The organism is Neobacillus ginsengisoli (assembly GCF_030813055.1).
Genome location: NZ_JAUSTW010000007.1, coordinates 65901 through 79515, shown reverse-complemented (window position 1 = coordinate 79515; position 13615 = coordinate 65901). Strand labels below are relative to the sequence as shown.

Annotated in this window: 11 protein-coding genes, 1 pseudogene and 2 other annotated features (1 of these 14 running past the window's edge); of the genes and pseudogenes, 7 read left to right on the top strand and 5 right to left on the bottom strand. The window is 40.0% G+C overall.

What is annotated here, in order from left to right; all coding sequences use genetic code 11:
• Positions 1-182, top strand: a binding site (T-box leader); it begins 49 nt to the left of the window's first position.
• A gap of 46 nt (positions 183-228) precedes the next feature.
• Positions 229-460, top strand: a binding site (T-box leader).
• A 44-nt stretch (positions 461-504) separates the two neighbouring features.
• Together J2S10_RS19680 and J2S10_RS19675 are read left to right on the top strand one after the other, a co-directional pair.
• Positions 505-2232: an aromatic amino acid hydroxylase gene (locus J2S10_RS19680; protein WP_307411195.1), complete on the top strand. Its 1728-nt coding sequence runs from the start codon at positions 505-507 to the stop codon at positions 2230-2232.
• Positions 2233-2385: 153 nt separating this feature from the next.
• Positions 2386-2637, top strand: a complete 252-nt coding sequence (locus J2S10_RS19675) for a hypothetical protein (RefSeq protein WP_307411192.1) — start codon at positions 2386-2388, stop codon at positions 2635-2637.
• Between the two features lie 22 nt (positions 2638-2659).
• Here J2S10_RS19675 and J2S10_RS19670 read toward each other — a convergent pair whose 3' ends face one another.
• Positions 2660-3664 (bottom strand): NADP-dependent oxidoreductase, encoded by a 1005-nt coding sequence (locus J2S10_RS19670; protein WP_307411189.1) that lies wholly within the window; start codon positions 3662-3664, stop codon positions 2660-2662.
• A 204-nt stretch (positions 3665-3868) separates the two neighbouring features.
• On the opposite strand from J2S10_RS19670, the gene J2S10_RS19665 reads away from it, so the two are divergent.
• On the top strand, positions 3869-4411 hold the full coding sequence (locus J2S10_RS19665) for a flavodoxin family protein (protein WP_307411186.1): 543 nt from the start codon (positions 3869-3871) through the stop codon (positions 4409-4411).
• Positions 4412-4638: 227 nt separating this feature from the next.
• Here the strand turns inward: J2S10_RS19665 and J2S10_RS19660 are convergent.
• Positions 4639-4797: pseudogene (locus tag J2S10_RS19660) on the bottom strand (IS5/IS1182 family transposase); the annotation flags it as partial.
• Positions 4798-5296: 499 nt separating this feature from the next.
• On the opposite strand from J2S10_RS19660, the gene J2S10_RS19655 reads away from it, so the two are divergent.
• On the top strand, positions 5297-6301 hold the full coding sequence (locus tag J2S10_RS19655) for a DUF3231 family protein (protein WP_307411182.1): 1005 nt from the start codon (positions 5297-5299) through the stop codon (positions 6299-6301).
• A 274-nt stretch (positions 6302-6575) separates the two neighbouring features.
• Here the strand turns inward: J2S10_RS19655 and J2S10_RS19650 are convergent, their stop codons facing one another.
• Both J2S10_RS19650 and J2S10_RS19645 read right to left on the bottom strand, forming a co-directional pair.
• Positions 6576-7544, bottom strand: coding sequence for an FTR1 family iron permease (locus J2S10_RS19650; protein WP_307411178.1), 969 nt, complete (start codon positions 7542-7544; stop codon positions 6576-6578).
• Between the two features lie 580 nt (positions 7545-8124).
• Complete coding sequence (locus J2S10_RS19645) at positions 8125-8745, bottom strand: TetR/AcrR family transcriptional regulator (protein ID WP_307411176.1); 621 nt, start codon at positions 8743-8745, stop codon at positions 8125-8127.
• A 219-nt stretch (positions 8746-8964) separates the two neighbouring features.
• Here J2S10_RS19645 and J2S10_RS19640 point away from each other — a divergent pair, with 219 nt between their 5' ends.
• Genes J2S10_RS19640 through J2S10_RS19630 form a run of 3 tightly spaced genes read left to right on the top strand, consistent with a single transcriptional unit; the run spans position 8965 to position 11861 of the window.
• Positions 8965-9405: a MarR family winged helix-turn-helix transcriptional regulator gene (locus J2S10_RS19640; RefSeq protein WP_307411173.1), complete on the top strand. Its 441-nt coding sequence runs from the start codon at positions 8965-8967 to the stop codon at positions 9403-9405.
• 6 nt (positions 9406-9411) lie between these two features.
• Complete coding sequence (locus tag J2S10_RS19635; protein WP_307411170.1) at positions 9412-10065, top strand: HlyD family secretion protein; 654 nt, start codon at positions 9412-9414, stop codon at positions 10063-10065.
• 8 nt (positions 10066-10073) lie between these two features.
• Positions 10074-11861: a DHA2 family efflux MFS transporter permease subunit gene (locus tag J2S10_RS19630; RefSeq protein ID WP_307411166.1), complete on the top strand. Its 1788-nt coding sequence runs from the start codon at positions 10074-10076 to the stop codon at positions 11859-11861.
• Positions 11862-12981: 1120 nt separating this feature from the next.
• Here J2S10_RS19630 and J2S10_RS19625 read toward each other — a convergent pair.
• Positions 12982-13497, bottom strand: coding sequence for a DinB family protein (locus J2S10_RS19625; protein ID WP_307411163.1), 516 nt, complete (start codon positions 13495-13497; stop codon positions 12982-12984).
• Between the last annotated feature and the right edge of the window lie 118 nt (positions 13498-13615).

Sequence of the window (13615 nt, the reverse complement as noted above, 5' to 3'; positions counted from 1 at the left end):
AGCTGATGGCCGGTGTAAATCAGTACAAATGTAAGCATGAATTACACTCCCGGAGTTTCTTTTTCGTAGTAAAGACATCCGTCTTTATGAAGGGAAGGACGGCTGCATAGCCGTTATCGGAATGAAGTGGTGAGCGTATGCTCGCAACTAGGGTGGTACCGCGAAGTCAATTCGTCCCTACTGGTTTTTCCAGTAGGGACTTTTTATTTGGTTAAAAAATTTAATAGAATACAAGCGTAGAAGGGAATACAGTAGTGCTTAACAATTTGTCTTTAGAGAGCTGATGGCCGGTGCAAATCAGTACAAATGTAAGCATGAATTACACTCCCGGAGTTTCTTTTTCGTAGTAAAGACATGCGTCTTTATGAAGGGAAAGACGGCTGCATAGCCGTTATCGGAATGAAGTGGTGAGCGTATGCTCGCAACTAGGGTGGTACCGCGAAGTCAATTCGTCCCTACTGGTTTTTCCAGTAGGGATTTTTATTTGAAAGGATGAGATCTACTATGAATCAATTAGTAAAACAAATTCCCGCCCACTTGAGACAATTTGTCTCAGAGCAGCACTACGAAACGTACACACCAATCGATCATGCGGTTTGGCGCTATGTGATGAGACAAAATCATCATGCCTTAAAGGATACGGCCCATCCGGCATATGTCGAAGGCCTCCTGGCATCAGGGATTGACACGGAGGCCATTCCCAATGTAGCAGACATGAATGAGCGTCTTGCAAAAATTGGCTGGGGCGCTGCAATTGTCGATGGCTTAATCCCCGGTGTTGCCTTTTTTGATTTTCAAGCACATGGCATTTTGCCAATTGCCGTCGATATTCGAAAAGTAGAAAACATCGAATATACACCGGCACCGGATATTATCCACGAAGCCGCCGGACATGCGCCAATTATATTTGATGCTAAATATGCTTCCTACGTAAAACAATTTGGAGAAATTGGGGCAAAGGCATTTGCGACAAAAGCAGAACATGAAGTTTTTGAGGCGGTAAGACAGCTTACGATTGTAATGGAAGACCGCCATTCGACCCCTGAACAGATTGAAGAAGCAAAACAATGCTTAAGCGAAAAGCAAAAAGCGGTAACGGGTAAGTCGGAAGCGGAAGAAATCTCACGGATTTTCTGGTGGACAGTGGAGTACGGATTAATCGGGACACTGGAAAACCCGCAAATTTACGGTGCCGGGCTCTTATCCTCGGTAGGAGAAAGCAAGCATTGTTTGTCCGAAAACGTAGCAAAACTTCCTTTTTCTGTAGAGTCCTGCATTCAGACAAGCTACGATGTAACGACGATGCAGCCGCAATTATTTGTTTGCGAAAGCTTTGATCAATTGATCGAGGCAATCGAAAAATTTGCCAATACAATGGCCTTTCGAAAAGGCGGTACGGAGAGTTTGGAAAAGGCGCTTCAATCAGGCAGTACGTCGACAATTGTCCTGAACTCCGGATTACAAATGACAGGAACGCTCGAAAAAATTGTTAAAGATTCACACGGAGATGCCATTTACGTGAAAACAACCGGACCAACAGCGTTAGCGATTGATGATAAGGAACTTCCAGGCCATTCGAAAGCGATTCATCGTGATGGGTTCGGCACTCCGATTGGTTTATTGGAAGGGGACATTGCTCTTGAAGAATGTACCGAGGAACAGCTGTTGACTTTAGGAATTGAAAAAGGCCGTAAAGCGACATTAACGTTTAAAAGCGGCATTCAAGTAACGGGTGTTGTCTCTGCGATGATCCGAAATGCAAACAAACTAACGCTTATTTCCTTCGAAAGCTGCAATGTCACATTAGGAGATCACGTGTTATTCGAGGAACAATGGGGAACGTTTGATATGGCAGTAGGCTCAAGCGTAACCTCTGCATTTCCGGGCGCTGCAGATGCAGAATCATTCTTCGGTATAGTAGAAATGCCTAAAAAGGGTCCAACAGAACCAAGATCGGTAACAGAACTGGAAAATATGTACCAAACCATCAGAGAGCTTCGTGAAAAAGAAACATGGGATGAAAATAGTATCGCTGTTGTTCAAGCAGTTCTTCAAGGTCTGAGAAGCGACTATCCAAAAGAATGGCTGCTCCGTTTGGAAATTTTGGAATTGTTCTGTATGCACAATGTAAAAATGATTGAAAAAGAACAGGTGCAACAAGAATTGGTCCGGCTCAGCGAAACAAAAGAACTGCAGCGTCTTGTTGAAAATGGCTTAGCGTTACTGCAGTAACAAATTCTTCGCTTAGTTCAGCTATACGGCTTACTTTCGCTTTCTCATCTATGGAGAGAGTTCAGCTAAAAGGTGAACATAAAAACATTCAAATTATTGATAATAAATAATTAACATAAAACACACTCTAAAAAATAGAAAGGAGTGTGTTTTATGTTAGAACGGAGAATATTGAAACGACTATGGTTAATAGGATTAGCACTTTTACCAACTTTATTTAAAAAGCCAATTAAAGATAGGTGGATTGTTTTTTTACTAAATGGCTCTTTAAATCAGTACTTGGATGATTACTTAGTATCAACCAATCGTATTAAATACCCAATTAGATTAAAAAACGTACCTTTTCTTACAAAAGGAAGTGTTTTATATGACAGTTTACTATGCCCACTAGTAACAACCTGGTAACTCCAGAACGGACTTCCAAAACCTATTCAATCTCCGCAACTTTCACAAGCGCTTTCCCAAGATTCGCCCCTTTAAAGAGATCCAAGAAAGCATCAATCGTATGATCAAAGCCCTCCGTAATCGTTTCCTCATACTTCAGCTTGCCTTCCTTCAGCCATCCAGCCAGCTCTCTGGCCCCTTCACCGAAGCGGGACCCATAGTTTCCGACAGTAAACCCTTGCATCAATGAACTGGTCTTAATCAAATACGATTGAACGCGCGGCCCTACATCACCTTCCGCGTTATTATAGCCTGAAATCGCTCCGCACACCGGGATACGCGCAAAATTGTTCAACAAAGGGAAGACGGCGTCGCCAATTTTACCTCCGACATTCTCAAAATAGACGTCAATTCCATTCGGGCATGCCTCCCGTAAGGCGGTCGCAACATCCTCTGTATTGTAGTTAATGGCGGCATCAAAGCCTAATTCATCGACAAGGAATTTGACCTTCTCGTCCGAACCGGCAATCCCCACAACCCGGGCACCCTTAATCTTTGCAATTTGACCGACAGTGGAACCGACTGCTCCTGCAGCCCCCGATACGACAACGGTTTCACCCTCTTTTGGTTTGCCGATATCCAATAAGCCGAAATAGGCCGTTAAACCGGTCATGCCTAACACACTTAAATACGCAGATGCAGGCGCCAGATGCTGATCGACCTTCCGGACCGAGCTGTCCTTCACAACGGAATATTCCTGCCATCCCAGTGATCCGAGAACAACATCCCCTTTAGCAAAACGCTCTGACCGGGATTCGACAACCTGTCCAATCACACCGCTTGAAATCACTTCATTCAACCCAAAAGGCGGAATATACGATTTCCCTTCATTCATCCGCCCGCGTAAATACGGATCAACGGAAATATACACGGTCCGTACAAGAATCTCACCGGCTGACGGCTCGCCGATCGGCCCCTCCACAAGTTCAAAATCCTCATAAGTCGGCGTTCCCTTTGGCCTCTTGATCAGTTTAATTTGTCTTTGCATTACAAATCCCCCTTTCAATTTATGTACACCTATAATGTACCGTAAAAAAATGGAATTTAGAATTAATTAAACCGAATTTTTATGATCGCCAAAGTTCCAAAGCAAAACCTGCTCACCCCAAATTAATCATCTTAATTGATTTTTAATCCATAATAAGATATAAGTAGGCAGCAACCATTAGGAACAAGGAAAGGGGAAATAAAGTTGACAATAGCTATTATATATGGGGGAACCCGTCAAAATGGTAATACAGAAACACTGACAGAACATGCTGTTCAAGGAATCGTTGCAGAAAAAATATACTTAAGGGATCATACTATCCAACCGATTGTAGATATGCGTCATTCAGAAGATGGCTTCCAAGACAGAAATGATGATTATAACTCCCTCATCGATCGTATTTTGCCGCATGACATTCTAATCTTCGCTACGCCAATATATTGGTATAGCATGTCAGGAACAATGAAAAACGTTATTGATCGCTGGTCCCAGACATTAAGAGACCCTAAATATCCTGATTTTAAAAATAAAATGGCCTCAAAGAAAGCATTTGTGATTGCCGTTGGAGGAGACAACCCAACCATTAAAGGACTGCCAATGATTCAGCAGTTTCAACATATCTTTGATTTTATGGGAATTGAGTTTGGCGGATATATTCTTGGAAAAGGAAATAAACCTGAGGACGTCCTTCAAGACAAGGAAGCACTTTTCGCAGCTTCCCAACTCAATTTACAATTAAAGGGCTAACTGAAGAAAATGAAATATAGGACTGAGTGCAGTCCTTAGATTGTCGAGAAAGGGTATTTTTCTCGGCAATTTTTTATTTTGTCAGAATCATACCAAATTTATTGATTGTCCCTGCAAATGGGCCTGTTGATTTCCGCTCCGGGTGCCTGCGGGGTCTCCAGTGACCTCTCTATCCCGCAGGAGTCGAGTGCCCTCCGCTCCAATCAACAGGGATAGTAATGGGCAGTGCGTTCATTATCATCACTGTAATAAGGACGGACCTTTTTAAGAAGAAACGAAAAATCAATATATTTATCAATCAAACGAAGAAGATGGTCATCAGGTACCAATTCATCAATAGATACAAATTCATATTCACTTTGGCTAGACTCTTTTGGCTTAAACATAGATTTCACCACTTATTTTTATTATTTATTAGTTGAGTTGAAGGTCTTTATTGATAACACTCTGTTGATTGGCGCGGAAGGCACGAAGACTCCTGCGGGAGTACGGGGCAGGGAAGACCCCGCAGGAGCGAAGCGACGAGGAGGCTCCCCGGCACGCCCGCGGAAAGCGAAGTGCCTGGAGCGCCAATCAACAGACCTGTTGAAAAGCCTATATATCAATAATATTATAACAAATTAACGCGGTAAATTATTGAAGTAAATGAATAAAATAAGAGGCTGCCGAGGGTTTTTCGACAATCTGAGGACTGAGTGCAGTCCTATTTTTTTCTCTATGGGATTGCACCACGTTCAATAAGTATGGTTCTGAATAAACCTGTTAATTAGATTAACAATAACCTTAGTGTTATCATCCAACCTGTTTATCAACTAAATGTTAAAGTCCAATAAATAAATTCATATCTCTTGCTGAATTAGTAAATAATAGCCAAGAGGTGATCATATGGATAAAGATAAAATAAAACTAACATCTTCCGAAATAGGAACACTTTGGGCAGAGTATATAAACGGAACAATGACAGATGTCGTAAATAGATATATGTTCTCCATCATTGAAGATGAATCAATAAAAAAAATATTTGACGATGCGATCAAAACGTTTGAAAAACAAAAAAATCAAATCATAACTTTTATGGAGAATGAGGGATTTCCAGTTCCAATTGGATTTACTGAATCAGACTTAAATAAAGGTGCAGAGAGATTATTCACGGACATTTTTTGTCTTAATTATTTACATATTATGACTTTACATGGTTTGTTAGGGCACATCACTGCATTAGGTGTTTCTGTTAGAAAAGACTTAAGGGATTTTTACGATTCCTGTGATAATGACGCAAAAAGGATGTATCACCAAACCATAGAGTTATTGCTAGAGAAAGGTAATTTTCAAAGAGATCCTTTATTTTATCCAGCCAAGAATCCTGAGTTCATTTCTAGCCAAGATTTCACGGATGGATTTTTCGGAAAAGAGAGACGTTTAACTGCAACAGAAATCATCAGTATTTCATTCAACCTTAAAAAGAGTATTATGGCTAAAACTCTTTCTATCGCATTCAGTCAAGTCGCTCAATCAAAAGAGGTACGAAAGTTTTTAACTGATTCTGAGAAAACGTCTGACGACCATATCAAAGACTTTGCCAAAATCATGCAAGCGGACAATTTACCCGTTCCGAAATCTTGGGAAACAGAAGTGACAATTTCAACGGATGCTCCTTTTTCCGATAAGTTAATGTTGTATCATATTGGTTTCATGTTCCAAGCTGCCCAAAACTATCATGGGGCAGGACTAGCATCAGCCATGAGAACAGACCTTGTAGCGACTTATGAAGGGATTATTTTAAAAAATCTACTGGTTACAAAAAAATGGTTTAATATTATGGTACAAAATAAATGGTTAGAACAACCACCACTTGCTCCTAACAGAGAAGAAATTGCAAAAGAAAAATAATATAATGTCCTTCCACATGGGGAGGACATTTTTATTTATAAGAAAAATTCTTATTGCTGACCTGCATCGTTGGTACAATAAAAAAGGGCCGCAGCCGCAACCGCAACCGCAACCCTATCCTCAACTCGTTGAACTAGGAAATTTCATTCAAGCATTCTAACTTTCTCCATTGGCGTAACATTACGATACTACCTGCCAGCCCCCAAAGTGCGGGTGCCTGGCTTTTTAACAGTAGATAATGAACAGTATTGAGTGATTATCCTAGGGCCCGATATTAAGCAGTTGTAATGATTTTTTGTTTTATGGCTTTTCGCTTCGTAAGATAACGAGCCGCAAAATAAGAACCCAATACATAGATCACAGCAAGAGCTTGAAGGGACAATGTTTCTACGGTAGGGAAGAGACAGAACCAAACCCCGGCCCATTCAGGGATCGGTATATCAAGTGTAGTGGTGCCAATCCAACCGGCTAGCTGCATCTCTTGTACAGTTTCTCCCACCATGACAGCGAGAACTACTACTAATAAGCCCCCGGTAAATACCAGCATTTTTTTATGTGGAAGGCGGCGTTGTGCTAAAAAGGTAAGAACGCCTACGATCATCGTTAACGCCAACCCGATCAATGCCCCTTGTAAAATGACCTCAGATCCAACCTTTAACCGTAAATTTTGAAGGAAAAGAACCACTTCAAAACCTTCCCGATAAATCGAGGTAAGACCTAATAAAAACAGCGACCAAAATGTTGTTGTCTGTGCACTTTCATCGTTGTTGGAGGTTATTTGCTGTTTCTTTCGATTATGCAGATTGATCCAACCCGTCCAATAAATCTTATGGAAAAACCAATTCATAATCACTAATAACACGACCACAGCTAGGATTCCCGTGAAAGCTTGGATGTTTAGCTCTGATGTATTGACGGAAGAAATAATCGCCACCACAATAAACCACGTTGCAATCGTAGCTAAAAAGGATACTCCGGCTCCGATTGAGATGGGCTTCCATAACGTGTCTTGTTTTTTACGAACCAAACCCGAAATGATCGCAGAAAGAACTAAAATTGCCTCTAGGCCTTCCCTGAAAATGAGTATCGCCGTGTTGATGATGGCCGCCCCCGGCGTAATGTTTTTTGCAGTCGGATCAGGATTCCCTTGAAAATGGACACCCTGCCAAATGATAACACCAATCACCACCAACAAGGAAACGGTGATAAGCAAGGTCTTTAAATTCACTATTTTTCGTAGCATTCCAATCTACTCCTTACTATGTATTTGATAATGATAATCTTTCTCAATTGATATAAGTTAAATTTTAAATCTATATCCTAAGAGTGTCAAGATATTTTACTAAACTACTATTATTTCACGGAGAGATCGTAATTGATAAATAGGTGTTGCAATATCAAGGTATGAAATACGTGTGTTTTTAGGTGCAAAAAAAATCAAGCAATAAATGGTATAATAGATTTTTATAAAGGCAGAGGAGGAATTTATATGAATCTACTTGAAACCATCCTTATTTCAGTGATTGGAATTATAGCAGCGATTGGAATTAGAGTAAATTTGGAATAAACAGCAAAAGACCGCAGAATTGCGGTCTTTTGAATGGAGAGTCAAAGTACATTTTTGTATACCAATCCTGATGTCAAACTAAGTGTCATTTTGGCTTTGAATTTGAGGAAAGCACCTCAAAACAGAACCCTTTAATTATTTAATAGGGCTTTTTTTTTATTACATAATTTAGCATTTACCCCTTGTTGCTGAAGTTTTTTTACTAACAGTTCAATTGTTGTTAAAGGGGGATTGATACTTTCAAATTTCTCCAGCGTTATTCAGCCCCCTTATAAAAGCCTTTTTTAAGTAAATCAATCTCCAAAGTAAAGGTTTTCATCGCATCATCAATAGATAATTCCTTCGCGAAAGCATGAACAAGATTTTGAAACGTCACTGCATTCATAATTTTAATGACATGGTATAGTTCTTCTTCATTCGTTATGTTTAATGTTTGAGTATTTAGTAGACCAATTATCTCAAAAAATCTACTTTTAAATCTTTTCTCAATCATATTCTGAGTAAATGCTCTTTCTATTTTATAATTCATATTTAAAAAAGTATTTTTTAAATAGTGGCGATTTTCCGGTTCTTCAACGTTTTTTAGAATCGATTGAAACCATTCCCTATAGGAATCAAATAAATCCTCATTGTTCTTTTTAATGATCGAAATAAACCTTTCATGGTTGCGTTTGGAATATTCATCTAATAAAAAAAAGTAAACATCTTCCTTATCATCAAAATATTGATAAAAACTTCCCCTTGGTATTCCGGCATCCTTGATAATATTTGAAATCGATGCCTCATATAAAGGAACTCTTGAAAATTCTTTTTTAGCCGCATGAATGAACAATTCTTGTTTATCTTTAGATAAATTTAAAAAGGTTTGTTTAGGCATTAGCTTCACTCCCAGGTAAACAAGTGACAAATTGTCATAATTAATCCTAAAGTAATGATAAATGCCACATTGGTAGATGTCAATCAACGCATGACAACGTGTCACTTTTTTGTTGACATCCTAAAATTCACTGTTTATAATTCATTACTGTAAAGATTTATTTCGTATACGAAATGTTTGGATAGGAAAAATCGCAAAACAAAAGAAAGGAGGACGGTGGTGAACGTACTGAATAATGAGATCTTTAAATCCTGTTTGGAGATCAATAAAGCCATCAAACGACTTGTTAAAATCGATGCGGATAGATTAGGGATCACGGTTGTACAATTACATGCATTATACAAACTTAGCACCAATCCAAATAGTAGCTTAGGTGAGCTCGCTGATAAATTAAGACTGACGAACAGTACCGTTAGCGGTGTTATAGAACGCTTAGTCCATAATGGATTAGTCGAAAGGGTTGTTCTTCCCGAAAATAGAAGGACTGTTTCTATTCATTTAACAGAAAAAGGAAAACAGAAATTAGATCAGTTTTTTTCATCCGATTCCATTTTAATTATAAGACTGAATGAAGTCCTTGAATTACCGGAGGAGGAGATATCAAACCTACTGCGTCTGCAAAAGTTTGTTTTAACAACGTTATCATTAGAGGAGGAATAAGGTTAAATGAGCACGAGGCGTTTACTTTTATTAAATATTATTATTTTACTAGTTTTAGTCGGTGGAGGTTTTGGAGGTTATGCCTATTATAATCGAACGGTAAACTACTTAACGACCGATAATGCACAAATTGCCGGACAACAAGTAACCATAGCTGCTCCTGCAAACGGAAAATTGATAGATTGGAAAGCCGACGTTGGGTCCAACTTTTCGAAAGATTCTACAGTTGGTAGCATTTCAACAACAGACTCAAAGGGAGCACCTGTAAGTATTAACGTAACTCTTCCAACAGATGGAACAATTGTCCAAAATAATGCAGTCCCGGATTCATTTGTTGCTGCAGGAACCCCTCTTGCGCAAGAGTACGATCTAACCAAATTATGGGTAACAGCAAATATCGATGAAACGAAAATTGACGAGATTGCTACAGGACAGGATGTCGATATCTATGTTGATGCTTTCCCAAATAGCACATTAAAAGGAAAAGTACAACAAATCGGATTGGCAACATCCGGAACATTTTCCCTATTACCAAGCACAAATACAACAGGTAACTATACAAAAGTTACGCAAGTCGTTCCTATAAAAGTATCCATCGAGGACAATAAAGGTGTAGCAATAGTTCCAGGTATGAACGTAACCGTGCGAATTCATAAGTAGGTGATGAGATGTCAATATATATCACGGGTTATGTTATTTTATGTGTTTTGCTGTTGCTTTTCATAAATTTTAGGATGACGAAACAAAAAAAACCGAACATGATGGTTGCTCAACCCGATATTAAGGATGAAGAGCCAAAGCAAAGGATTACTCTAACCGAAATGAAGGTTCAGGAGAATATTCCGCAAGAGTTATCGAGTCAAATGGAAGAAATGCTTGAAGATTCAGCTATTGCTGAATATGTCGAAGCGGATGTTCAGCCGAAGGAAAAAATGAACCGTGCTGAAAAAGATTCAGGAACAGGGAAAGTACTTGTGGCTTTAATGCTTGGTGCGTTTGTTGCCATTCTTAATCAAACCTTACTGAATGTAGCCATTCCGCATATTATGAATGATTTAGGTGTTTCTGCGAATACCGTTCAATGGCTCTCAACAGGTTATATGTTAGTAAACGGGATCGCGATCCCGATTACTGCCTTTCTTATTGAAAAGTTTGGAACAAGGAAGCTTTTTATTGCTGCCATTTTTCTCTTCACCTTAGGATCGTTAGTTTGTTCATTTTCAGTAAGCTTTAGTATGCTGATGGTCGGAAGGGTCATCCAAGCTAGCGGTGCCGGTATTATTATGCCCCTTTTAATGACTGTTTTTTTCGCGATGTTCCCTCCCGAAAAGCGTGGAAAGGCAATGGGGATCATGGGAATTGTCATGATATTTGCTCCCGCAATCGGTCCAACCTTATCCGGTTGGCTCATTGGACATTATTCATGGCGATTATTGTTTGACATTGTCATTCCAATCGGAGTGCTCGATTTAATTCTTAGCTTCTTGTGGATGAAAGACGTAACCAAAGTAACGAATCCTAAATTTGATTTCCCTGGATTTTTATTTTCCACAGTAGGTTTCGGATTCTTGTTATATGGTTTTAGTGAAGCAGGAACGACCGGCTGGACCAGTCTAACCGTTGTCGCTTCCTTAACGATAGGAATTATTTCGCTAATCGCCTTTGTCTGGCGTGAACTAACTACCGACAAGCCGATGCTTGATTTACGGGTCTTTAAATATGATATTTTCTCGTTAACCACCATTATTAGTATGATTGTGAACATGGCTATGTTTGGTGCAATGATCCTGCTTCCGATCTATTTGCAAAATATCCGTGGCTATACCGCATTACAATCAGGATTATTGATGCTTCCCGGTGCCATCGTGATGGGGATTATGTCACCAATTTCAGGAGCTCTTTTTGATAAAATCGGTGCAAGATGGCTGGCGGTAATCGGCTTAACGATTACGGTTATTACAACATGGCAATTTTCCAGTCTAAGTATGACTACAAGCTATAGCCATATCCTTCTTCTATATGTCATGCGGATGTTTGGTATGTCATTCATCATGATGACTGTAATGACGGAAGGTCTTAACCAGTTACCCCGTCATCTAGGTGCCCATGGTACTGCGGCATCCAATACAGCAAGGCAGGTTGCCGGTAGTATTGGGACGGCGTTCCTTGTTACCGTTATGACAACAAGACAAGGGGTCCATGTAGGGGAATATGGGAGTCTCATCACAGGCTCCAATCCTTTTATAGCTAGTAGTTTTACACAGATTGGTCAAGGTTTGGGGGCTGTAACCCACCTACCGGCTGCAGGAAGGCAGCTTGCAACCTATTTGATTTACGGTCAAACGATGAAACAAGCCACAATCGCTGGAATTAATGATGCCTTTATCGTTGCAACCGGAATCGCATTTGTGGCTTTGATTCTAGCATTCTTTATTAAACGGGCGCGGGTACAGTAAATTTTAGGGGGAGGCTAACTCAAACCGGTTCCGGTCACGTAGTCCCTTGCTCCGGTTAAAGGGTTTATTTCAAAGGTGCAAACCTTAAAATTGAATGAAGAAACACACGACATTTCACATAGGAAGTTGTGTGTTTTTTTGTTGTTATAGCAAGGTTTCTATACACTTTTACGAACTTTTCACATTTGAAATCAGAGTGTAATTCTAAAGGATAATTATTGGACAGTATGGGAATTTATTTTGATTTATGGTGTGAATTCTACCTAGTATTTAAAATTTTTGCAGATATTTGCATAGCGAATGCGAAGTTTATTCGGACAAGACAGGCTTAATCGGACAGGACAAACAGGAAATTACCGATGATAGTCCGAAGGCGAGGCTTATTCGGACAGGATAAGCTGGAAATTGTCTGTGATAGTCCGAAGGCGAGGCTTATTCGGACAGGACAAGCTGGAAATTGTCTGTGATAGTCCGAAGGCGAGGTTTATTTCGGACAGGACAAACAGGAAATTACCAATGATAGTCCGAATACGAGGATTATTCGGACAGAACAAACAGGAAATTACCAATGATAGTCCGGATGCGAGGCTTAATCGGACAGGACAAGCTGGAAATTGCCTGTGATAGTCCGAATGTGAGGCTTATTCGGACAGGACAAACAGGAAATTACCGATGATAGTCCGAAGGCGAGGCTTATTCGGACAGGATAAGCTGGAAATTGTCTGTGATAGTCCGAAGGCGAGGCTTATTCGGACAGGATAAGCTGGAAATTGTCTGTGATAGTCCGAATACGAGGCTTATTCGGACAGGACAAACAGGAAATTGCCTATGATAGTCCGAATACGAGGCTTATTCGGACAGGACAAACAGGAAATTACCAATGATAGTCCAAATGCGAAGCTTATTCGGACAGGACAAACAGGAAATTACCAATGATAGTCCGAATGCGAGGCTTATTCGGACAGGACAAGCTGGAAATGGCCTATGATAGTCCGAATGCGAGGCTTAATCGGACAGGACAAGCAGGAAATTACCAATGATAGTCCGAATACGAGACTTATTCGGACAGGACAAAAGCTTCCGGTCACGTAGACTCTTGCTACGTGACCATTTTTCCTTTTTAATCCTTTAAAGTTGCAAGCATCTGGAAAATCTGTCCCCTATGATGTGATTCGTGTTCAATGAGATGGTAGATCACCCACTCAGGAGTTACATCGTGGACTTTAAGAATCCTTGGTTTACGCCAGTCCTCTAAGTCCATAGAACGAAAATGGGAAATTAATTCATCACGTACAGATTTTAGACGATGTAAATGTTCACCTAAGTCTTGTCCCTCAATATGGGTCAACGTGTTATCATTATTACGGTCTTCTTGAGGAAATAAAGAACGGATCTTAGGGTTCCATACACCGCCAAGTACATCTTCATAGAACCAGTCCGCCTCAATCAAAGAGATGTGATATAACAATGATCCGATTGAATGTCCTCCAGCAGGTTTTGTATCAAGAGCGATCTGACTTATACCTGATATTCTTTCTAAAATAGTACGGCGAACGTCTTCTAAACACCACATCCACCGTCCAATCTCCGGCTCAAAACCCGGTAAGGGTACTACCAATAACTTTTTCCTCTTCATCGTTTTTCTCCTCTCTTTTATACCTATATTCTCTATGAAAGTGATCGTTCCTTCATAACTTCCTGAGAAGTTGATCCATTTTTTCTAACTAAATAAAAGGACGTTGGTGTGTTGCATA